At 36.6% G+C, this 23,014-nt stretch carries 26 protein-coding genes; 7 read left to right on the top strand and 19 right to left on the bottom strand.

Features of this window, described 5'->3' with window-relative positions; all coding sequences use genetic code 11:
- Positions 1–95: 95 nt before the first annotated feature.
- On the bottom strand, positions 96–554 hold the full coding sequence (locus R7P80_RS24900; protein WP_318096823.1) for a hypothetical protein: 459 nt from the start codon (positions 552–554) through the stop codon (positions 96–98).
- Positions 555–805: 251 nt separating this feature from the next.
- On the opposite strand from R7P80_RS24900, the gene R7P80_RS24895 reads away from it, so the two are divergent.
- Together R7P80_RS24895 and R7P80_RS24890 are read left to right on the top strand one after the other, a co-directional pair.
- Entirely contained in the window at positions 806–2,113 is a 1,308-nt protein-coding gene (locus R7P80_RS24895; RefSeq protein ID WP_318096822.1) for a hypothetical protein, read from the top strand.
- Positions 2,114–2,255: 142 nt separating this feature from the next.
- A complete protein-coding gene (locus tag R7P80_RS24890) occupies positions 2,256–2,510 on the top strand; it encodes a hypothetical protein (RefSeq protein WP_020332248.1) in 255 nt (84 codons plus the stop codon).
- A gap of 59 nt (positions 2,511–2,569) precedes the next feature.
- On the opposite strand, the gene R7P80_RS24885 is transcribed toward R7P80_RS24890, so the two are convergent.
- Positions 2,570–3,256 (bottom strand): hypothetical protein, encoded by a 687-nt coding sequence (locus R7P80_RS24885; protein ID WP_318096821.1) that lies wholly within the window; start codon positions 3,254–3,256, stop codon positions 2,570–2,572.
- A 234-nt stretch (positions 3,257–3,490) separates the two neighbouring features.
- Here R7P80_RS24885 and R7P80_RS24880 point away from each other — a divergent pair, with 234 nt between their 5' ends.
- A complete protein-coding gene (locus R7P80_RS24880; RefSeq protein WP_045594252.1) occupies positions 3,491–3,961 on the top strand; it encodes a hypothetical protein in 471 nt (156 codons plus the stop codon).
- Positions 3,962–3,995: 34 nt separating this feature from the next.
- Here R7P80_RS24880 and R7P80_RS24875 read toward each other — a convergent pair whose 3' ends face one another.
- The 9 genes from R7P80_RS24875 to R7P80_RS24835 all read right to left on the bottom strand — a co-directional run bounded on the left by R7P80_RS24875 (position 3,996) and on the right by R7P80_RS24835 (position 11,209).
- Positions 3,996–5,255: a multifunctional CCA addition/repair protein gene (locus R7P80_RS24875; protein WP_318096820.1), complete on the bottom strand. Its 1,260-nt coding sequence runs from the start codon at positions 5,253–5,255 to the stop codon at positions 3,996–3,998.
- Between the two features lie 6 nt (positions 5,256–5,261).
- The gene (locus tag R7P80_RS24870) at positions 5,262–5,828 is read right to left on the bottom strand and encodes a non-canonical purine NTP pyrophosphatase (RefSeq protein WP_053317312.1); all 567 of its coding nucleotides are present in this window, start codon (positions 5,826–5,828) and stop codon (positions 5,262–5,264) included.
- An 11-nt stretch (positions 5,829–5,839) separates the two neighbouring features.
- Complete coding sequence (locus tag R7P80_RS24865; protein ID WP_318096819.1) at positions 5,840–6,244, bottom strand: hypothetical protein; 405 nt, start codon at positions 6,242–6,244, stop codon at positions 5,840–5,842.
- A 119-nt stretch (positions 6,245–6,363) separates the two neighbouring features.
- Entirely contained in the window at positions 6,364–7,728 is a 1,365-nt protein-coding gene (locus R7P80_RS24860; RefSeq protein ID WP_318096818.1) for a hypothetical protein, read from the bottom strand.
- A gap of 59 nt (positions 7,729–7,787) precedes the next feature.
- Complete coding sequence (locus R7P80_RS24855) at positions 7,788–9,002, bottom strand: hypothetical protein (RefSeq protein WP_318096817.1); 1,215 nt, start codon at positions 9,000–9,002, stop codon at positions 7,788–7,790.
- A gap of 41 nt (positions 9,003–9,043) precedes the next feature.
- Positions 9,044–9,613 carry a hypothetical protein gene (locus tag R7P80_RS24850; protein ID WP_045594244.1) on the bottom strand — a complete coding sequence of 190 codons (570 nt, stop codon included), beginning with the start codon at positions 9,611–9,613 and terminating at the stop codon, positions 9,044–9,046.
- 65 nt (positions 9,614–9,678) lie between these two features.
- The gene (gene grcA, locus R7P80_RS24845) at positions 9,679–10,068 is read right to left on the bottom strand and encodes an autonomous glycyl radical cofactor GrcA (RefSeq protein WP_020332256.1); all 390 of its coding nucleotides are present in this window, start codon (positions 10,066–10,068) and stop codon (positions 9,679–9,681) included.
- Positions 10,069–10,077: 9 nt separating this feature from the next.
- Positions 10,078–10,803 (bottom strand): DUF1524 domain-containing protein, encoded by a 726-nt coding sequence (locus tag R7P80_RS24840; protein WP_053317309.1) that lies wholly within the window; start codon positions 10,801–10,803, stop codon positions 10,078–10,080.
- A 109-nt stretch (positions 10,804–10,912) separates the two neighbouring features.
- On the bottom strand, positions 10,913–11,209 hold the full coding sequence (locus R7P80_RS24835) for a hypothetical protein (protein WP_053317308.1): 297 nt from the start codon (positions 11,207–11,209) through the stop codon (positions 10,913–10,915).
- Between the two features lie 313 nt (positions 11,210–11,522).
- Between R7P80_RS24835 and R7P80_RS24830 the strand changes: the two genes are divergently transcribed.
- On the top strand, positions 11,523–12,845 hold the full coding sequence (locus tag R7P80_RS24830; protein ID WP_053317307.1) for a hypothetical protein: 1,323 nt from the start codon (positions 11,523–11,525) through the stop codon (positions 12,843–12,845).
- A 104-nt stretch (positions 12,846–12,949) separates the two neighbouring features.
- On the opposite strand, the gene R7P80_RS24825 is transcribed toward R7P80_RS24830, so the two are convergent.
- The 5 genes from R7P80_RS24825 to R7P80_RS24805 all read right to left on the bottom strand — a co-directional run bounded on the left by R7P80_RS24825 (position 12,950) and on the right by R7P80_RS24805 (position 16,951).
- Complete coding sequence (locus R7P80_RS24825) at positions 12,950–13,372, bottom strand: hypothetical protein (RefSeq protein ID WP_116921428.1); 423 nt, start codon at positions 13,370–13,372, stop codon at positions 12,950–12,952.
- A gap of 60 nt (positions 13,373–13,432) precedes the next feature.
- Positions 13,433–14,638 (bottom strand): hypothetical protein, encoded by a 1,206-nt coding sequence (locus R7P80_RS24820; protein ID WP_045594238.1) that lies wholly within the window; start codon positions 14,636–14,638, stop codon positions 13,433–13,435.
- 2 nt (positions 14,639–14,640) lie between these two features.
- Positions 14,641–15,900, bottom strand: a complete 1,260-nt coding sequence (locus R7P80_RS24815) for a ParA family protein (RefSeq protein WP_318096816.1) — start codon at positions 15,898–15,900, stop codon at positions 14,641–14,643.
- Between the two features lie 356 nt (positions 15,901–16,256).
- Positions 16,257–16,535, bottom strand: a complete 279-nt coding sequence (locus R7P80_RS24810; RefSeq protein ID WP_020332262.1) for a glutaredoxin domain-containing protein — start codon at positions 16,533–16,535, stop codon at positions 16,257–16,259.
- Positions 16,536–16,660: 125 nt separating this feature from the next.
- Positions 16,661–16,951: an HU family DNA-binding protein gene (locus tag R7P80_RS24805; protein ID WP_020332263.1), complete on the bottom strand. Its 291-nt coding sequence runs from the start codon at positions 16,949–16,951 to the stop codon at positions 16,661–16,663.
- 631 nt (positions 16,952–17,582) lie between these two features.
- Here R7P80_RS24805 and R7P80_RS24800 point away from each other — a divergent pair.
- Positions 17,583–19,022, top strand: a complete 1,440-nt coding sequence (locus R7P80_RS24800; RefSeq protein WP_020332264.1) for a DNA cytosine methyltransferase — start codon at positions 17,583–17,585, stop codon at positions 19,020–19,022.
- A gap of 71 nt (positions 19,023–19,093) precedes the next feature.
- Positions 19,094–19,774: a hypothetical protein gene (locus R7P80_RS24795; RefSeq protein ID WP_318096815.1), complete on the top strand. Its 681-nt coding sequence runs from the start codon at positions 19,094–19,096 to the stop codon at positions 19,772–19,774.
- Positions 19,775–19,785: 11 nt separating this feature from the next.
- Here R7P80_RS24795 and R7P80_RS24790 read toward each other — a convergent pair whose 3' ends face one another.
- Positions 19,786–20,784: a GIY-YIG nuclease family protein gene (locus R7P80_RS24790; protein WP_223370989.1), complete on the bottom strand. Its 999-nt coding sequence runs from the start codon at positions 20,782–20,784 to the stop codon at positions 19,786–19,788.
- 115 nt (positions 20,785–20,899) lie between these two features.
- Between R7P80_RS24790 and R7P80_RS24785 the strand changes: the two genes are divergently transcribed.
- Positions 20,900–21,133, top strand: a complete 234-nt coding sequence (locus tag R7P80_RS24785) for a hypothetical protein (protein ID WP_318096814.1) — start codon at positions 20,900–20,902, stop codon at positions 21,131–21,133.
- Positions 21,134–21,202: 69 nt separating this feature from the next.
- Here R7P80_RS24785 and R7P80_RS24780 read toward each other — a convergent pair whose 3' ends face one another.
- Both R7P80_RS24780 and R7P80_RS24775 read right to left on the bottom strand, forming a co-directional pair.
- A complete protein-coding gene (locus R7P80_RS24780; protein WP_318096813.1) occupies positions 21,203–21,865 on the bottom strand; it encodes a DUF5565 family protein in 663 nt (220 codons plus the stop codon).
- A 113-nt stretch (positions 21,866–21,978) separates the two neighbouring features.
- On the bottom strand, positions 21,979–22,215 hold the full coding sequence (locus R7P80_RS24775) for a hypothetical protein (protein WP_045594227.1): 237 nt from the start codon (positions 22,213–22,215) through the stop codon (positions 21,979–21,981).
- Between the last annotated feature and the right edge of the window lie 799 nt (positions 22,216–23,014).

Here is a 23,014-nt window from a genome sequence, read left to right as displayed (position 1 = left end):
ATTATATAACCAAAGAAACGAGTCAAAATTGATGTGGGTCAATAAGAAAAGGACAAAAGTTGATGTTTAACGTCCTTGTCTCAAGGACGTTTTTCTTAAAGATAGCAAAGTCTAAAAGTGGCAGTGCCTTGGTAGAATCCTTTCACGTTATGATTCGTAACATGCGCTGTAGCACCAACTCTAAGATTATCAATTTTACCTAAATGGTCGAATTGGGTTCTACCGTTGTAGTCCATATCACCGCCATAGGAGAATCTATCTACTGGGATCATTAACGTATGATTTTGTCCGTTACCCGTTGTCATGATGATACTGTTTTGAACAACATAACCTCTAGCTTCCCACCCTGCTGCACCCTGCGCGGCAAAAACAGCAGCTTTAGCAGAATTTGGTGATGTCACAATTGGTTCATTGTGACCAACAAAGGTGGATTCGAACTCAAGGTTTCTAACGACCTGGATCGAAATGGGAGCCATAATCTCAAGCGAGGCAGTAAAGTTCTGGTCTTCAGCCTGCACAGTGGTTGATGATGCTATCGAAGCTATCGCTAACACTATTATTCTTTTACTCATTAATATTCCTTGACTTTTTTATTGACTAATGATTTTTATCTGCGAATTATATCAAGGAAAGTCTGTTGTACAAGATCTAAACTAAAAAAAATGATCATTATAGGAAATGTTAAACTATTAGGTAAGAACACCATTTTTTTAACAATCACTATGTTAATTATTAATTTGATTAATTTTGTTCATTGAAAACCAATTATTTGATAAAATAATAAAAAACAAAATGAGCTTAAAAAATGAATAATTTTGAAATTATCGAACAAAACAAGAACCTTATAAATAATCCATTTGAAATAAATGAAGCTGAATCGACCTTCACAGTAAATGGTGTGACTTATGGGGTAAATAAGGCTACGGTGAGTGTTATTGCTGAAGCATTTATCAAGGCTAAAGAAGATTCTGCGGTATTGAATAGACTGAATAACCTGTTTGATGCTAAGCAAATCCAGTCGGGCGAACGCCTAAGCAATATGACTTTTCTATGCGTAAAAAACGATTTTTTCGGAAACTGGATAGAGACCAGTGAATCTGATGATTTTGACACAGCAACGTATTTCGCTCTTGTTGATTTGAAAGCAAAAGATAAAAGCGATTACTACAATGTTTTGATGTCTCCAGACAATCCAAATGTTTTTTGCAATTGCTATTCAGAAAATGGTGTTCCTTTATATGAAGTTCATTATTACAAAAGCAAAAATGAGTATGGACTTATTTGCAGTGGAAAAACCTTTGAAGAGGTGATTGGGAAATATGAAGCAGTAAAAGACGAACTCCCTACACCAATAACACTCATGAACAACTATGATATTGCCAATATTGAGCTTAGTGATGGAGTAGTTATTGAAGTTAAGCAAGACAGAAAGGCTGGAAGTATTGTAAACCCAACTGACTATCAGGTCAGATTAGTCAAAGGGGATAAGGTCTCAGATACGATGTACATTAGCGGTGAACCGCTTAGCATCCTTAATCTTCGCGATGGTAAAATTGACTATGAAGAGTTTGGTTTAAGTCCAGATGATATCGTCAATCAAGCTGATGTTATCCAGTCAGATATCAAACTAAAGATAAAGGATGATGTACGATCAGAAGAGATCCAAGACATCATTGCTAAATCTGTTATGAAGTTAGGCGATGAAGAATACTCTAAATGGATTTGTTTAGAAAGCGATGCTAGCCCATATCAAATTTCATTTAGAGTTGAAAACCCTAAACATTGCTCTGAAGATCAATTGCAGAATATCGATTTCCAGATTAAGCATAAGCTTGGCGCTTACGTAGGTGACTACTCTGGGCTGATGATTTCTTCAGAATACATAGCTAGAACACTATCTAACAACAGTAAATTCAATTCAGGTATTTACGATGATAGATTAGAGGAAGACATGCAAAATGAAGGAGTGCTAGATATCCCTTCTGAAGACCTAAGAATTGAAGATATGATAGCAAGATACATCTCTTTCCCTGGTGATTGCATTGAAATCCACTTAGAAGAATTCAATGAAAGAAACGCAAAAATATCGAAAGAATCAACCCTTTCAATTTAAGTTTCTTGGTGTTAAATTAAAGATAATTGATTGAGTCATTTGGAAGATTCCATTGATTCAGTCAGTTATCTTTTTTCTCAGTAATAAAATAAATAAAACCAATATAACTGTATAAGAATACGATATAGGAAACTCTGCAATTATGAGCGATAAAGAATTGGAAGTGCGTCCATATGACCCACTATACAAACAAAACCTGAAACGCAAAAACTTAAAATTAGTTACTGAAGCTGGTTACATCCCTACATGTTTAGCAGAATTCCATTATCGGATCAGAAAAGAAAACCATATAATTGATTTTTATCCAAGCACAGAAACCTGGATTATTGTGAGCAATGATCATACTAAACCCAGATTTGGCATGTTAAGCATGATCAGATTTTTAGATAAGATTTAATTGTCTAATTGACGAAAACCTCCCTTTATAGAGAGGTTTTCACTACAATCTAACAAAACTTAGTACTCCATTTCAGGTTCGGTTATTTTGAAGCTTTTAAGACCATCAAATCCTCTATCTCTTAATTCAATCAGTTCATCCAGATTAATCTCTACCCATTCACCCAATAGATCTCCATCCTCAACAATAGATTCCATTTGGTCTAATGTAAGGTTTTTCTTTCTGTGATTACTTATTAATATATCGTGGTACTTGAGATCTAATTCAGCACCTTTCCAGAAATATGCTTTATTTAGAATTTCGGATTTATCACTATCTTCATACATAAATTCATCTGAATAATTCGATGAAGATTTATCTATAACAATGAAATCAAAGTCTTTGGAAGATTCCATTTTTTTGTATAAACCTAACGCGCTTTGAGTAACATTTTCTCTATCGCTAATCAATAAAGCTCCACCATCAATCTTAGAAAGCTCAATCATCAGTGATTGATATAGCAGTGAACCAAATCCAGGATAAGCTCCTGTAGTATCAGTTACGAAATATACTGATTTTCCGTCAATCTTTTCATCAGATCGTTCAACAGATACTTGACCAATAGTTTCAAAGTCTGAATATTGATTCTTTTTATCAATATAGAGAGTTACACATAACCTTAGGTCATCAGAATAATGATTTACTAATAGTGAAGGATTGACAGAGGAAATGGCTTTTAAATTTTCAATCGACTTAGGATCTAACATTTTTGACATTCTTTTTTTATATTATTCTTAAATAATTTTACCACATAAAAATATAAGTTTAATGTTTTTATTATTATACACACTATAATGACTCATGGTTATTCTCTGGGTATAATAATGATAGTTTTGACTGTACAGATTGTAGCTGAAAAAAGTTTGCGAAATATTTTCAAATAGCTACTCCAAACAAGCTATGCAGTGATATAATAATTAAAAATTCATTGAGAGATAAATATGAAAGTTACTAAAGAATCACTCAGCAGACAGAAAGCTATCAAACTAATTTGGAGCCAAACAAGCCCTGACTTTAGAGGGCAGCTAGGAGGTAAACCATCAATTATGCTTAATGCTGCTGATGGAGGTGGTCTATGTACCGTTGACGGGTTAACTGACGCTCAATTTGAACGCTACTTGCAAGATGCAATTGATTCAAAAAACAGAGACACATGTAAAGATTTGGCTGTTAAAATCTTTAGTCAGCATAAAGATGTCTTTGCACCATTAGACCTTCTTGATAAAAACTGCGGAACCATCAATCAGTGGTGTCGTGACTTTAATGGAATCAGAGAGCTTGTAATCGGCTTAGGTTCAAAAGGTGATGGTCATTATAGTGACGATAAAGCCAAAGAAATACTAAAGACTGTCGATCACTTTGAAGAAGTGTACAACAGAACCTCTGAACCTTCAGCATCGCTTTCTCGTTAAAATAAAACGCTAGAACATTGTTCTAGCGTTTTTTCTATTTTGGCTTTCTGTCTGTAGGTTGATTCTTCTTTTGAGTGATTTTATGTTCGGAAACAAAAGGTTTAATCGCTCTAATTCTAGCCTCTAAAACTTGCTGCTCCACATGTTTAGATTTCCTATCAATCTTCGAAAGATCCGCCTTTTTTGCCAGCTTTAACACCTGCATTAGGTAATCTCTTTGCGGGTAAGATTCTTCTTCGAATCCCGTTCTACCACGAGAATCCGCTTCACCGCAGATAGCCAACATCTCCAAGTTCTTAGGATTTCGGATTGCATCAATAGCATAGAAAAATTTGATAAATGTTGAAGGACTTCTTAAGAAAGCTTCATGTGAGTGAGTGTGAAATTCAGAAGCAATTTTACCAAATGTTCTGTATTTCTTCGGCACCCTCAATCTGTCACAAATATCATCAACTAAAGGAACACCTCTAATCTCGTGCATGTGATGTCTTGGAAGAATATCCTTCGGTGTTAGCCCCTTACCTAAATCGTGAACTAGCACACCAAATCGAGTAACTGAACAGGTAGTTAGCTTTACAGATTGCTGAAGAGCCATCATAACATGAATACCTGTATCAACCTCTGGATGATACTCGCGTCTTTGTCTTACACCGAACAACCGATCAACTTCTGGCAAGATCTCTTTTAAAGCACCAACTTTCTTCAGAACCAGGAAGAACTTGTGTGGGGATTGGGTTTCTAATGCCCCCTTAATCTCGCTCCAGATACGCTCTGGAGAGATTGTTGTCAATTCACCAGAGCAGACTACCTTCTTCATCATGTATAGCGTTTCAGGAGCTACAGTGAAGCCCAGATGCGCATATCTTGCTAGGAACCTTGCAACCCTTAGCACCCTTAAAGGATCTTCGGTAAAAGCCGTGGATACGTGGCGTAGTAATCTAGCCTCGATATCTTTCTTCCCGCCATATGGATCAATTAATTCGCCAGTTTCTAAATCTTGCGCAATGGCATTAATAGTAAGGTCACGTCTAAAGAGATCTTGCTCGATAGAGATTTCTGGAGAAGTGCTAGGGATGAAGCCATGATAGCCAGTACCTGATTTCTTCTCGGTACGAGCAAGCGCATACTCACAGCCATCTTTGAGAAAAACTGGAAAGGCTTTACCCACATTAACAAAACCATCATTGAGCATGTCTTCAACACTAGCACCAGTTACTGCGAAATCTCTATCTTTAGGCTCAATACCTAATAATGTATCTCTGACAGCGCCACCTACTAAATATACTTTGCGCATAAAACCTCACGATTGATACTCACCCTTCCAAGGTGGAATACTATTAATTTCAACTTCTTTTATTTTTTTATCTAAGATTAGATTTTGGATGGCAGTCTTTCGAGCAGAGAAATCATCTTTGCATCCATCCTTCTCAAGCTCATAAAGAGTCTTACTGACTCCATTAGGAACAAAGAAAGGATCAAATCCAAATGCATCATTGGGAACATCCTTAATGTCTTTAAACGTTCCGTGTGTAACCCCTTGATACAAAGCAACACTATAACCATTATGAAGAGCTAACGTTGTAATCCACTCAAGCTTACAATCACTTGAATCTGCGATCTGACTAAGCTCTGATAGTCTGTAACGGATATCCGTAATTTCTTCGCCGTTAACTTTTAAGATTGTATCTTCGACTATCGCGCCTTCGCCAGCTTCAAGCGATTTGTAAATCGCAACTTCAATTGAGTCCTCTGACTTCACTTCTTTAAGGTCTTCACCATGCTGAATGTCAACATCTAGACCACCAGATAACCTTATAAACTCTTTTAATTTGTTTAAGTTTGAAGTAACCAATCTAATCTTGTTCATACTATACCTAATTAAGACTTAGAGTAAAGAGTTAATCCTACACCAAATATAATAAAAATCACACCAATAAACTCAAGTTGATTAAAACTCCTTTGATGCAAAATGAATTGATTAATTATGAAGCTAAAAATGATGGAACTACCCAAAGCCACCAATGATAGAAGAAGATAGGGAAAGGCTTTTACTCCGTTCGTGTAGTAATATGCAAAACCGACTGATACTACAACACTGATAGGCAAGCACATGAGTGCTACTTTACAATATGAAACCCATCCTAATTGATCATCAATGTTCTTTATTGCAACTAAGTTTTGCATGTGTGCGCCACACGTTGCGACAAATAACGCAAGAAAAATTCCTAAGCTTGTCATCCTAAACTCTTTATTATTAATTGTTTTATCAATTTTAAATGACATTAGATTGCTTTTCAAACAAAAACGATATGACATTTTAATGGATATGGTTGTATTTAACGAGCGATGAATGAGTGTTGAAGAGTAATAAAAAAGGCTGCTATTCATAGCAGCCTTTAATGTTAATCTTTCTTACTGAAGGAGAGAAAGTGACTTACTTGAGAGTTCTCTTCCTTATCCTTCACAACAGAGAAATTCTCATCAATATCAGAAAGCTTCACTTCTTTCGTATGAATGGCTTCTGCACGAAAATCTTTGTAACTTTTAACTACCGACACCATTTCAGGAATTTTATAATCTCTTATTCCATATAAACGCACAAGTTTTTTAGAAATTACTCCCGATCTCATTCCTTTAAGTGAATAGTCATGTATTTGTGGATTTTTAATAAACTTTCTAATGTCAGGAACCTGCTCAACAAACTCACCGAAAATTAATTCTCCTAAGCTAAAGTTAATATTAGAAAAGTTCGATGTCTGAAAATTGACATGAACTGAGCAATCAAGTTGAGAAATCAGCTTGGAAGCCATCACATCTTTTTCATCAATAATCGTCACATCTAAGTCAGAAGATAATAACAACTTAAGCATTAAATCGTAGTGTGAGTCATTAAATAGGAAGATTTTTTTTCGATCATATTTTTTAACTTCATCTAAAGCATCAATATTGGTAATCCACTTCTCTGGATTTTCTTTTGGATTAGTTTCTCCGTCATATTTGAAGTAAAAATAACCAGTGTGCATATTATGAATTAGAGCTTTTGATGTTTTAACATCATTGAACTGATGCGATCCTGATTCATAGCCTTGCTCTCCTGGCTTACCCACTGAATCTGATATTCTACGTAATAAAAATTCTACGCTATGACCGTACCCTCTCGTATCTGGCAGATCGCATGTTGAAAACGAGAAGGAATCAATATATTTCCAAGAGTTATCCTTAAAGCTCTGTATGCATGATTCTTTTGAACCAAATTCATCGGATCCCATATATTCACGCATTTCAGTTATTGGGTAGTAATCGCAAGAAACAAACTCATAATTACTTAAGATCAGATCGAATAGTTCTTCATTTTGAAGAAAACCCTCATATCTACAATAGACATCCTTATTATTTATATGACGAGCAAGTATTGAATGAGCTTGACCATCAAAAGCTAAGCTACCATTTTCATGCATAGTAATATACGTAGGAAGTTCATCCATAATTCCTTTGTATTTTTGGTATAATTCAAGGTTTTTCTCTTTTTTCTCTTGAATTTCTTGTTCGCACTCTTTTAGCATAAGGTTGATTATGTTCGCATCAAATCCTAACTCATTGTTTTCTGTCAGAACATGATGCTTACAGGTAATCGACTTTGTTAGGTTTTCTATTTGTGTATCTAACTCTGCTTCTTGATTATCTGACAATTTGATACGTATAAGCGAATCCAACCAAATCTTCAGAGTTTCGCTAACATCACGGGAATTCTCTACTAAAGTGTACATTTTTATTCCTTTTATTTATTTCAATTTACAAGGTCTGACTATTAATCAGACCTAAAAACTTAAAAACCAACATCTTCTAAAGGCTTAATTCTTTGATTTTCATTGATAGAAAAAAGAGATTCTACTTCACCCTCGATTGAAGGTGTCACTAGGTTCTCATTAACAAGCTCTTGAAATTTTACGATATCGAAATCCACATGAATTATTTTTAAAAACTTTGCTATTTGTTCGAAATCAGTGATTCGATCTAAGAACACTTTCGGGAAGTTATTTCCTTTTAGCCAAGAGTCAATTATTGATTGAATCCTTCCTTTTCGCTTTCTAATGTTTAGCATTGTAAGCGTTAAATTTAATGTTTTATGCATTTCAGAAAGATCATAATATTCTTCAATAATCTTGCTAGTCGCTTCCAATATGTCTTCATCACTTTTAGAATAGTCAATCATGCTTGGTGACAAATACAAATAAAGATCATTCATCAATGAATTGGCTAACTTATTCAAAAAATCTAATTCATCATCAATAACTAAGTAATGATCAATTAGTGATAAGGTTTCATAACTCTTATAATTTATTGCATCTAAAACATGATCAGTTTTCCACTGATATTTGTTTGATAGAGTTAAATAGAGCAGGAGGTACGAACAATTATCGTAAAAATCACAGTCTTTTTCACTAAGCGAAATGATAAATTTCCTACAATCAAAATCACTCAATAACCAAGTAGCCATATGGGTGGTCTCTTGGCGCGAGTTTAAAAAAGAAAAAATATCGTGTAAGTCCACGCTTTGTCTATAAGCTAAACACACATCCTCAAAGAATGGATTGTTTGAATAATCCAGTAAGGCTTGCAGTGGAGATCGTTCAATATTGTTAATTGCATAGACAGTAAGATCATGCTTTAACACAAATTCCTTAACTGAAATTCCAGTGGTTTCACTAAATATGGAAATTGCTTCTGGTTTTATCTCTTTATTGTGCTGCATTAGAGATACAGCTAGAATTTCTCTATAGACCTCAGTTCTAACCTTATCTGACACCTCTCTTCCTTGAAATTCTTCAAGGTACATCTTAAAAACATTGAGATTAGACAGAAAAAGACTGGATAACAATGCGTCTACTAGATACATCCAGTGACGGTCTCTATATGATTCTCTGACTTCATTTATCGCTCTGTCACTAAAATCTTCTTCGATACAAAATTTTTTGTAGGCTGTATTTATTGGATAACAACTTTTCTCAAGAATCAGTTCATTCAACGTTTTTATTTTCATTATTATTTACCATTAAAAGCCTCTATCAAGAGGCTTATCTATTATCTATATTGTGTTTTTCGATACCTTTTCCAGTTTCGCTCAGAATGCCTTCTTTCATAGTCTGTGTACCAGTCCTTCATTTCCTGAAGAAGCTCTCTATCCTTACGCTTAATCTTCTTGATGCGAACACCTTCAAAGCATTCGTCATCTTGATTTTTCATCACCCTGGCAAAAGACTTTTTTCTATTACCTCTACCATATTTGCGCCTTCTTTTTTCTGCCGCAAACCCGCTTACACGGAAGTAAAAGCGATATATAAGGTCATCAATTTCTTTAGGATTGAGTTCAATATACTCAGACAACACTTGAGCTTTTGGTATAACGTTTCCTGCCAGATTTAGAATCTTGTAATTACAGGAACTGTAAAAACCATCTTTATCATCAAATGCAAACTTTGCTCTTTCAGCATCAGGTAAGTTGTACTTTTGATTCCAGCTAATTTTTTCAAACTGATCACCGAACATATAGTTAAACCTTCTGATACCCATTGATTTAATGAGTTCATAAAGATTATTTACAATCTGCTCATGACCATTGATATCTACTACAATATACGTTTTTTTAAACATTTTTCTTCACCTAGTTTTAAACCAAACTAAGTGAAACCCTGATCTATTGTTCGGATCATAAGCTCTTAAATCCTATCTGTAAAAGTTCGGGTGATAACATCTTGTTGCTGCTCTCTAGTTAAAGAGTTAAACCTTACAGCATATCCACTTACGCGAATTGTGAGCTGGGGATACTTTTCTGGATGATTTATGGCATCTTCCAATGTTTCCTTATGCATCACGTTTACATTCAGATGAAACCCTACATTTTGATTAATCTGTTCAATTTCTAAAGGAATTTCATCATATTCGAAACTCCCAAGCTCATCAATAGAAACTATTGAATCAACTTCAATTTCATCTGTGTTTGCTGCCAAGCATCTAGCCTGGTTTAGAGCTTTATCAAGCAACCAAAAGGAACCGATAAGTTTCTTATCAGAGGATTCCGTAATTTTTACACCAATTATTTTACTCACAACATCACCTTACTTACTACATACGTTGTTTTTTACTTTACTGAATTCAATCGCTTCATTTTGGCTCATCCTCAAGCCGTACTTCTTAACAATCCTCTCGAATCTCAGCACATATTGGCATTGATATGGCTCGTTAGGAGGAAGCCACTCCATAGGAGGTTTTGCACCTTTTTGTCTATTTAGACTTTTATCAACCACTATGATGTTTGCAGGATCGTTTGCAATTGCTTCTTTCAATTTATCTGATAGCAAATAACCGCCGTGCTCGTGAACCCATTTAAGTGGAACAACGTGATCTGCATCTAAATCACCAGGATTATAGAATCGCTTACCAGAATACGGGTCATTCCAAACTCCGCTAAGCACATTGCATTGTTTTCCTGTTTTGAAATCAACTGCACTTACTGATTGAGCGATAAGAGCCTCGTGTCTTGAGTTCTGGCAATCCCCATCGACATCTTTCCAATGAGGGTACATATCTCTTTCATATTTAGGGATAAGACCATTACTAGGTGCTTCTTTCTTTTCAGAGCCTGAATAAGAATACCCTTTATATGGAGTTCCCCCATTCTCAAGACACTGAGTCATTGATTCAAAATCAACTGATTTCTTAATCCTTGAGTAGTATGAACTGTTTGAGTCATGACAAATACCTGACGAGCTTTGTTTTACAACATCGGCAAAGACACTCGTAGATACTAACGCCATAGCAGTTAGAAGAATAAAGTTTCTCATCTTAAGCCACTTTTTATTATTTTAAATATATCTTGCTATTTTAGACAGCCGTTGTAAAGCGCGTTTCTTTTAATAAATAAAAAACCCGCTCCAGCGGGTCATTTCCCAATCACTTTAGTTTTATGCTGCTACCTTTTATCACACCTCGCTTCAGAGCCATTACATGATAGCAAAGTACAACAAGGAATGTTTCGAACGCTTCATGTTCACTCATGCCTTCAACGTTAATCTTTTTCTCATTTCTAAGCCACGTATATGCATTTTGTTTAACCGAATCGGATTCGAAGTCGATTTTAAGTTCGTCAATCCATTTACCTGCACGTTCTTCATGAGCGAGTATGTCCGCCATCATTAACACAGGTATCGAGTCCAGTGACATTTCTTCTTTTATAGTTAGTTTGTTCATCGTCAATCTTCCATTAATTTATTTATTTTCAGCTATTCTATTCATATCGAGCACATTATCAACACTAAGAGAAAAGAAACCATTGATTTTGGTCTGAGCTAGCTCAGACCTACTGATCGCAAAATGATCAAAACTATTGATAAATGTATGTTTTATGCCCTATTACAACGAATTTTGTCCAAATACAAGGTTTTTTTGACGTATCTATTGACATTAGACCATTGTCAATGTATAACTTACATCAAGACTGTTAATTTATAACGTTTTTCAGGTGATGATGAAAAACTAAAACGATGAAAACTAAGGACATCGCATGAAAAAAGATTCTCAAACCAAAGACCAAGCTGGCAACACATATGTTTTTTATGCCGCTGAAACACTTGAAATAGTTGGCGAGTCAGACAAAGTAAAAGACTTTTTAGAAGAATATTTGAAAGAAGAACTTAAGAGCTACTCTGGAATTTACCGAACAAACCAGGTTAAAGATGGCAAGCAGGCTCTATCCGCATATCGCGGCCTTATCATGCGTGTAAAAGGAAAAGAGGACGAAGTTCCATTCCCAAGTGAAGAAGTACGCACAAGCGCATCATCTCGCCGTGATAACGAGTGGGATGTGTATGATGCATTCACACATGAAATCGTAGAGCGAACTAAAGATATCCGAGATTTTTGTACTAAACACGATCTTGGAAAAAATGCTCACGTACAGATTTACAAAACAAACCACTATGATGAAGAGAACAAAAAGCATCTTCTTCCTAGTTATAAAGGGTACTTTATCCGTAAAGCTGAAACAGCAGATAAGCTTGTTCCATTCCCTGAGAAGAAGAGCGTTCCGCCAGAGTCATATGACGTATATGAGTACTCTACAATGAAGTTGATGGGTAATTACAAAGACCTTAAAGTGTTTATGAAGGAAAAAGGTCTGAACCCAGCACTAGAAACTCATCTCCGTAAGACAGGTAAACCAGATCGAGAAGATCCGTCCAAACCAATGGCAAATCAATATCGTGGTTACTTTGTTCGTCAAGTTGGTAACAATATTGAATTACCATTCCCTGGTGAACCAGAGCATCCTGCAAAAGGTACGGGCAACGTTTGGTGCATATTCGATAAGAATCTAAACATTGTTGAAAAGACAAACGACCTTCAAGCTTTTGCTCAAGAAAAAGGATTGAAGCATTACAAGCCTTTCTACGACACAAACCGTGTTAGAGCGACTAAAGGTGATGGTGAAACTGATGCGACTATCATGCGTTTCTACAAGGGTTATCTGATTCGAGCTGAAGAAGATCTGAAAAACTGGACTCACTTGCCGCTTCCTAATCCTAAGAATGCAACTGATCCTGACACATCTAGCTTGGATCTAATGGTTTGGAAAGAAAACGGTGACGCTCTACAAGGTCGTTACATACCTTCTTACCAAAAGACATTTGGTGTAGATACCCTGGATAAAGAAATGCTTTATGAGCTGGCTAATAAGTTCCTAAGCAACCCAGAAGCTAGACAGGATGGCTATGGTGCTGTGTTTATCAAAGACATGAAGCCTGGCAATACGAAGAGTGATGACACAATGGAAGCGCTGGCTGAACTAGAAGTCATTCTTCCTAAAGAAGTGATCGATTTCCTATCGTAAACACCTTTTTAGCATTTATGTTCTTTCCCCGAGACAATGCTATTTACCTACACATAAGAAAAAGGACAGCGATTTTGCTGTCCTTTTTTATTTGTCTGTATGATTCATCGAGCTACCATTTCATCTAGCTCTTCAAGCAAGGCGTTACGCCACTGTAGACGAAACTCATATGAAATCATATCGGTTTCATGAGGAATAGTTGGAAACTGCTTCTTGAAGATGATGTCAAATGTTTCACATAAATCTCCAAACTCGGTTTCTTCTTCTACATAGCTATCAAACTCTTGATACTCTCCGACCTGAAATACATCATTTATACGCTCCCGAATCACGATATACTGATCTTCATCCACTTGGTCTAGCAGACCAATAAAAAGACCCACAGACTCAGATGCCATGTGCTCTGGAACACCTCTGTCGCGATATATCTCATGGACTACATCTTCTCGATTCGTAGGCTTTAAAACGCCAAGCAAACCATCCATTAACTCTTTAGCTGATATCGATTGCTCATTAACTAATGCCATAGTCACTTTCCTTTTATTTACACCAATACCGAAATGATTCAGAGTCCAAACACAAAGTCATTAACCGACATGCTTGAGGATGATTTTATCGATGTCTCGGATCAGTTTTTGACGGATTTTTTCAGGATAATCTTTAATCTGATAAGTAATTATAGACTTCTTATCACTGCGGATATCCTCTTTTTTAAGGACAGCCTGACTTTTTCTGGATCCTTTAGCTAAAGGCATAAACTCTGGCTTTTTAGGAGCTAGTTCGCCGCACTTAAAAATAGCTTCTGCTGCTTCTACGATACGCTTAATGACGTATGTGTTCTTTGCGACAAGATCACCTTCGTACTCTAGAAACTCTTTGGAAGCAACAATCTCAGATTTCGTTGCCTGTAAGCTTGCTATTTGCTCAGCATCCAGCTTGTTTTCAAGTGACTTAAGCTTGGTAAGATTACCTGCCCCAAGCCTAGACGGTGCGTAAGATAACCCGATTAAATCCTCATTAATATTTGCAAATTCGATACAGTTGTTTACATGCTTTTCAGAGAAACCATACATGTCTGCTACGTCTTTTGCAGTGAGTTCGTTTTCTTCGATTATCTTTTTCCAGAAAACACCATTATCTCTCGCAGAACGACCTAATTTTGCTTCAGTTTGCTGATCGTATACTACGAAGTCCGCTAAGGTTATCGGTCTGTCAGATACAAAGACTTCGAGAGGCAGAGTCTTCTCAATAGCGTTAAGCCTTCTTCTCGAACCATCGAACAGCTCAATAACACCATCTTCGCCTTCATAACCATATGCTTCCTCTTTCTGCTGTTTTGACATTGTTTTATCAATATCTTCGACATCTATAGAGGACAGCCATGTTTGAGAACGAGGGTTTAACGATGACACTCTTGTCTCGGATGCCACCTTGCCAGCCTCAATAACATACTTTCTGAAAACATATGGCTGAGGATCATCTAGAATCAGAGTCTTACTTAACTGCAATCTTTCAGATACTGCCACCAGATCACCTGAAGATAGCTTAATCAGATTTGCCAAGATGTCATCTTTATCCAAAGCATTGACATCATTATTGGTGGCTTTAGCAATCTGGAAGATCACATCATTAGCATCGATATTATTAGACTTCACAGCAGAAAGAATGTGATGAATGTGCTTTTGAGTTTGAGCTACACTCTTTGCCTTCTCTGCGCCTGGGAGATTATTTAGAGAACTAGCGCCTGTACCAACAGGTCGGTTTTGTCCCATTCCTGGTTTTTTTCTAGCCATGATTACGCAACCTCTTTCTGTTTGCTCCAGACCTTATCCATGTCAAATTTAATTTGATTAATGTAAGCATTCATATTGATAACAGCAGAGCGAATAGCTTTCGAATCATTATGAACCTCACGGTATTCTGATGGAGAAAGGTCAAACACTGTCTGCATATTGTTAGAACACTTGAGGATTGCCTCTGAAAATTCGATTTTGCAAGGCATCAAGTTGTTCGGGAATAGAGACATGATTTTTGACTCATTATCGCCCTGAGATTTCGTCTTTCTGTAGTTAGACATCAGAATGCCAATGCGGTCTTTATAGCCTTCAAAGCCATACTGAGACATGATTTCAAATACTTCAGGAAGAGTTGTAAGCCAATTCAATGTTGCAAAAAGGTCGTTGTCATTTGGCTGTAGAGGGATGTACAGCAAATCAGAAGCATAAAGTGCATTACACACATGCAAGTCAATTGATGGTGGCGTGTCTACAATGACCACGTCAAAGTAATCATCCAGCATTTTCAACTTATCTTTAAGCATTTTGTACGGGTTGATATCTGGGTTCTTGCTAGCAATATCTTCCATATCTTTAGCGAGTGAGGTGTCTTTACCTCGACAAGGCAACACAAATAAGTTTGGTATTGTCGTGTCTTTCAATTGGTTGTAGACATACTCGGCTTCCGACATACCATCAGGGATGTCATTTAAGTAGGTTTCAAGAACGAGATCACCAATAGTGAACTCATTATCACCATTCAATCCCTCTATCTCTACAGAAGCTGGACTGTAGTACGTTGAAAGGTTTTGCTGCTTATCGAGATCAACAATAAGAACACGGTATTGTTCATGTCTGAGAGCAAGACCTGCGCCTAGATGAACTGAATTTGTCGTTTTGCAGGCTCCACCCTTCTGATTAGCAAAGGTGATTATCAACAGCTCTTGAATTTTTGAACGATTAAATATGGGGTATTTCAGCTTATTTTTAGGCTCATTATGCAAGGCTTCTCTAATCTTGTAGATATCCTTAATATTGATCAACCATCTCGAACCTTCCTCTCTAAATCGAGTTGGATCGATTCCAAGCTTGGTGCAATAAGCTTTAATTGTTTTCTCAGTAGGACCATTTGGACCCAAGAATGCTTTAGCGTCAGCCAACGTAAAATGACGCATGTCCTTTTTGTTCGCTATGCAGCAAATTTCAGCTTGTTTTACAGCCATAGCTTCTTCAGCAGTAGCTGCAAGAGCATAAACCTCTGATCTAGTATCGTAAAACATGAGACCCCCGAATTTAAGTTACGGGGTGTAATCTAGCAACAAGAGTTGATATTGGCAAATAAATATTTAAATTTTTACGCAGGGTTTGATTTTTATCACCCTCCCGCATTTTCATCACCGAAGTGGATTTTTCAGGGAGAGTGATAAAAGGTATGACATACCCAATAAATCGCACGGGCTATTGATACATGAGGTTAAAAAGCTAGTGATTCTTGATATAGCGTATAACTTAGCTTCCGCCATCTACATTAACTGGATAGGAAAAGGATCACTGAAATTAATTTGAGCAATATCTTGTATTCAAAGTTAGGGGTAATCCACTCTTATATGCTGTCAATTGATGGCTTTATGCTTTCTTATAACGTCATATCTGACAGATCGATTGACAGAGCATCTTCTTTATCAAAGTAAGCATCTAAATCTGTGAATCCACCGATATAAACTTCATCAAGGAAGATTTGTGGGACAGTTTGAACTTCAACACCTGCCTGTTCTTGAATCCGTGCGACCATATCCTCTTTTGAAATATCTACACCGATTTTAATGATTTCGATATCCGCATTTTTTTCATTAAGAAGATTGATTGCTTTTACGCAGAAGGGACATGCATCCTTTGAATATACTACAGCTTTCATTTTTTAAACCTGAATTTTATTGATTTATATTGAGGTTCAATTGTAAATACAAAGTTTAAATACATCAATAAAAAAAGGGGGCTATAAAGCCCCCAGTTAACAAATCGGTTTGTTCTCGTTTGTTTCTATTCTTCTACAGGCAGTAGAGCAACTTTGTCTTTAATTGCCTTAACTGGTGTAGCAGACACTTTCATCTTAGCTTCAATATGAATATCTTCGCCAGTCTTTGGATTTCGACCTTTACGAGCTTTTGCTGTTGTAACTTTCATTTTAGCCAGATTAGGGATGGTGAATTCATCCTTTTCTAGCAAAACTTCTTGACCAGTTTCACCCAGAGCTTCAAGAACTGCTTTGACTGAAGTTTTTGGCATCTGAACCTTTTCTGAAATGGTTTCAACCAATTTATCAATGTTCATGATCATCATCCTTTTGGCTTGATTCAATAAAACACTGGAAATATACATACAAAATAGAGCAGCTATCAAGTATTTTTTTCAAAATATCGTGATTTTTTCCAGATATGAGCAAATGTTAGCCTAAAATGTGACCTGGATTAGAAATTTATTACTGCTTGGTTAGTTATTACCCCGAATCTAACCTATCGTTCTGATCTTCTTGGATTTTTGGTTACAAATAAATGACGCCATCTTTGTCAAAGATATGTCGCTCTGTACGCTATTGCTTAAAAATCCCTGTTACATGCCTAACTATCAATCCCATTGGGTTAATAAACACTCAGTACCTACCCGTCTTAGTGTATTATGCGGCAAGTAAATTAATTCATTAATTATCAAATTTTAAAATGCACCATACTTTAAAAGAGGTAGGCATCATTTTTTTTGAGAAATCCGCCGTGACATTTCTATTTTGAACTCGATTAAATTTTATCTTTATTTAAAGACAAGCTTTACGATTCAACAACTTTCATATGTAAGCTATATTTTGTTTTTTTACTATACATTCATGCGCATTAAGAGTAAATATAAATATTGACCATAACCATAAACAATGTATAATAAGAACAAACAAACCGCCAAGGACAATAAAATGACAGCTACAGAGAACATGGTTCAAGTTTTTGCACCTACAGACCTCGCAAGTAAACGATTGAAGATCACTAATACGGCTAAAGGACGTAAGATTCAGATCTCTAGCAACCTACTTCCACTGTTCGGCTTCGAAAAAGGGACTCCTGTCGTCGAAGAGCCGCTTGGTGAAGGTCAGGGGTACAAAATCATGCTTGCTGAAGGACTTCCATACAAGAACACTAAAATTATCTACTCGCGCACATACAAGCGCCGTAAGAACAACCCGTTTGAAGTACTATTCGAGACAGCTTCTAAGAAGATTTTGGATTCTACTATTCCACAATATTGTGAATACATTCATGTCACTATTCGATTTGGTGTCATGTATGTCAAACCTATGATTAACCATGTTGCTGAACGCATTGCAAAAGTAATGAAGGCAGCAAACCCTTTTACAATGTTCGCAGCTTGCTCATCTGGTATTGATGCTGCCGCAGCGCAGGAAGCAGGCTTCAAGGTTGAGTCACTGTTAGAATACCGACCAACAGAAAAGCGTGACAAGCGTGACCTAACAGAAACAGGCGTTGTTTCTGCAATCTCTAACGTTCAGCTATCACATGTGTTTAACGAGGATATCACTCAAGTTTCAACAGAATACTTGAAGTGGGCGACAAAAGATAAGCCTTCAATGCTTTTCACTATCTCCCTCCAATGTGATGATTTCAGTAACGTGAAATCAAACAATTTGAAAGAGAAGTCAGAAGCTGATTTAAGTAGCACACTCGATATGGCAATCGATGGATTACGCATCATCGAGAAGCTACAATTCCCAATGGTGCTTCTTGAGCAGGTTGCTCCGTTTGCGAACAGCGAGATTGGTCGCATGTGGGATTTGCGATTAAGAAAAATGGGCTACAAAACATTTTCTCAAAAGATTGATGCTCGTGATCATGATGGATTAACAAGCCGAGTTCGATTTTTCCACTTTGCTACGACTTTACCAACAGAATTTTTCTGGCCTGAACAAACTGAGCGTAACCAAACACCTATTTGGGAAACTTTCATCAAAGATCGTATTCAAGATTTCCGTGACATTACCCATACAAGTTCTATGAAGAAGGGGATTGAGACTGGTCGAATCCGACCAATTAAAGAGGATTCACTTCACTCTCCAACACCTCTGAAATCACAGGCTCGACAAGCTGCTGATAGCTTAGTGATCATGGAGAAAGACGGAACCATTCGATTCCCTGACGAGCAATTACTGAAAGACCTTATGGGTATCCCTCAGTCGTTTAACCTAAATGGTGTAAACAAAGAACAGGGTACTGAAATTATTGGTCAAGCAGTGGATTACCCTCTGTATAAGAGTCTAATCATGAGTATCAAAAAGCACATCAACGACTTTTTGGTAAAAAAAGACGAGTTCTGTTTAAAGTCGTTCTTATCAGCGGCTTAATGTAAGATACACTAATCGAAGCAATTTCATCGCGTCACCATATTAAGTGGCGCGAATTCAGGAGACCGATTATGGCTACAAATATTGAGAGCTATTTTTTTCATCAAGACCACAATTCGTTAACAGTTGATGAGATCCGTAAGCACGGATTTGCAGCGAAAGAGGCATCTAATGGATTTATTGAAGCGTATCCTACGATGCAGCTTATCATTGCAGAGAAAGAGCTTGAGCTAAAGCGTTCACTTACCATGAATGAGTCTAACGAGATTCACAATCTCAATGAAATTAAATTTCTGGATCTTCTAATCAGCGGTGTTAAAGATGGCTGCCCTCCAATCATGATGTTTTGCGATGATGGTGATTATGAAAACACACTTACTGTATTCACTACGCCTACATTAAAAGAAACCATTGTTGACAACCACTTCACCTCCGATCATGCGAAGATTACTAAGAAGCTTGAAGAAGTTTACGGAATTAGTGATTATTACTCGCACATTGGATTTGCCAGACATACTGAATACGACCTAATTACTGCTGAGCAACGTAAACAGAAAGATGCTCATAAAAAGCAACTTGAAGATTACCAGTACAGCTTATGGTTAAAGACATTCTCAGAATTATCCGAACGACAAAAGCTTCAACGCCTTAAAGATGTAATGACTGAGAATAAGTCCAGTTATGTAACCCGCTCTAATACTGATAACTATAAAGAGAAGCTATTCATTGAACGGTATATCTCTGAAGAGTAAAGAATGCATATTTAAGGGAGCGAGATAGCTCCCGTTTTTAACTGCGCTAACTCCCATAACAATAAATCTAACTTATCCCAATCCATAGCAAAATACTCATTAAGTGCAGTAGCATAAGTCGAATATTTTCTATGCAGAGCCTTCTCCATTCTTCCATACGACTTAAGAACTAACAGTACTTTCGACTCGTGGACAACACCTTTTTGTGAGAGCTGGTTAACTACTTCAGATAATCTTATCTTTGAATCCCTGCTTGTCTTTCCGATTTTTATAAATCTGTCTGGCATACCTTCAATATTTGCAACAAAAGACATCACATACAGATCGCATTTATTTAGATGCTTAACTTTTTCACGAAAAAGAGACTCAACTCCCTCTTCCTCTTCTTTCAGTTTTTTATCCTTAGCTAAGATCGAAAATCGCTGATACTCATCTATGTTGGCAATAGAGCAGCTTCTAGACCTACTCAACCTTAGATAGTCCTGATTTACACTTAACCTCTCATTCTGCTCGCTTTGAATCTCAGACTGCACATCAATACCAATATTCGATAGCGCATCAAAGACACAAGATAGCTTATCGCTAATGTTAAGGTTTTCATCTACAAGAGATGAATCCAAATCACGTATTTTGGATAAGGTAGTTGTTAGAGCTTCAGACCTACTTACTTCAGATTTTAAAATCCCCATTAAAGCAAGGTCATTCGCCGCTTTATCCTTTCCTTTCCACCAATACACATCTTTATATCTGGTAACTCTATCAATCAGCTTAAGCTCATTAGAGTTAAGGAACTCTTCACTATCGTACATAGGAATGCTGGTGGACTCAGTAGCCAACTTACTTTTTTGGCAAGTAATACCAGCATGAGAGAAGTGATGGTCTCTAACATCACCTTTTTTAGCTATTAAAGCCACTTTACAGAATGGGCATTGAAGATGAGACTTTCCCTTATCAACTTCATCTATAGATACATACTCGCCCTGCTCATTTAATCCATATGTAAGGAACATTGTTCTTTCACCTCCGAATATTGGTAGTTAAATATACAACAGAGATAACATACATTCAGCATTGACTCATTAGCTAACTTATGTATAATGGTAAAAAATAATATAGAGAATGAACATGATTCAAGCAATTATCGATGAGAAACTAACTGACAAGTCTTCACTTTCCGTAATTTTATTCTCTCTTGCTCGCAAACACTGCTATGACTTTACAGAAGAAAGAGTAAATAATAGCAGCTCATTAAGACAGCAATTAAGTAAGAAAGTCATGAATGAAGCTAAAGAAATGGCTCCACATGTAACAGAGGAACAGTGGCGTGATGCAGCCGAATATCTAGCACAAAAAGGATAATTGACATTGCCCCCTTGGGGGCTAAAGTAAAAAACCCTGACTTTACGCCAGGGTTATTTCGGTTAATGATTAAGGGACGAATGAAGCTCTCGCTTCTTTGTCATCTCTAATATCTTCTCGCCATTCAAAGTTAAAATGGGATCGACGCAGCTTAACCATTCTGCCATCTTTCGGATGGTGCCATACGATTCCTTCTGCATTTAGAGTAGAGAAGAACTTTTTTAGACCATCGAAAGTGTAGTCTTGAATTTTAACAACCTCTGAGCCGTGACGTACAAGCTTGTTGCCTTCAAGCTCATATACGTTGCCTTGGATGCCTTCTCCAATTAGCTCGTAAGTACCATCTTCTTTGACTTCCAACAATTCAAAAGCAGAAGCAAACTTTTTATCTGCTTTATCATTGAAGTCCACTGGAACCCAGTAAGGAAAGTGCAATGAAATAGGTGCTGGTTTTTCTTCAAGCTGTATTGCTCCATTAGGTACATCTACAAACATATCTAATGATGGAACAAAGCCTTTTTTATCTGCTTTCCAAAAGCGTAGGTATTTTTTTTGAATTTTCCTATTCCATCTCTTGTAGAGAACACCATCCTTAATTAAGGCTGGAGTACCATCGTATTTGATAGTTGCAATAGCATTGTCATCAATAACCCATTGACTAGTTGGTTCAACATCGCGAGTAGCCATGTTTACATTACGGTCAATAACAAATAAAGCTTTTATTTTTTTCACAATTAAATCCTCAATCTGAACACAAGTTTCGAACCTCGTGGACGCTCAGCTTGAGGATTAATCAAGCGGATTTAATATTACTTATAAAAAATCCTTAGTCAACATTTAATTTTTTACTTAATGCTGTATTTCTCTTTAACTTCCTGAATTTTAGCCCACACTTCATCGCCGCATTCATGCTGTTTAACTCGTTTGAATACATTAGATAGAACGCGAGCTTCTTCTTCGTTTACCTCTCCATCCTCTAGGGCAATAGATAGAAGGTAGTTTAGCTCTTTGAGATCAAGTGTACCGTCATTCATAAAACAAGAGATTGATGCAGTTGCAATTCTTAGATGACTGTTATTCATTTTTTGATTCCTTTATTTTACTTTTTGATAATTCGGAACAATTATTTCAAAAAATAAACTTTGATCAAGACTATTCTTTTCATAATAATTGATCGATTCTAAGCTTTAAGTTGCATTTTATATACATCTATTATCGCTCTTTATTTAACCGATTATCGAATACAACAGTTCAAAGAAAGCAACGATAGCATTTCACTATTAGCGCTCATGAATCAAAGAAAACAACGATATGATTTCACTATTAGCGCTCATGAATCAAAGAAAACAACGATATCATTTCACTCACAAGCTTAATGAGTCAACGAAAACAACCATATGATTTCATAACTAAATACTATGAATCAAAGAAAACAACGATATAACAATCAAGCCATTATGCTGCAACCATATGTAAAATAACGTTTTGTACCAGCAATTTAAGATCCGCACCCTTGACCGCTCATAAACATTCTTATCGAATTCCAAAAAATCAACTCAGAGATCAAGCAAAACAACGATATAACAAGCAACCCATTATGCTGCAACTGGCTGTAAAATAACGTTTTTTACCAACAATTTAAGATCCGTACCCTTGACCGATCTTAAACGTTCTTATCGAATTCCAAAAAATCGACTCAGCGATCAAGCAAAACAACGATATAACAAGCAACCCATTACGCTGCAACTGGCTGTAAAATAACGTTTTTTACCAACAATTTAAGATCCGTACCATTGACCGATCATAAACGTTCTTATCGAATTCCAAAAAATCGACTCAGCGATCAAGCAAAACAACGATATAACAAGCAACCCATTACGC

Origin of the sequence: Vibrio sp. 2092, assembly GCF_033339635.1 — a bacterium.
In the GTDB taxonomy this organism is placed as follows: Bacteria; Pseudomonadota; Gammaproteobacteria; order Enterobacterales; family Vibrionaceae; genus Vibrio; species Vibrio alginolyticus.
The sequence above is the reverse complement of the archived record's forward strand: the minus strand, read 5'-3'. Positions and strand labels throughout refer to the sequence as shown.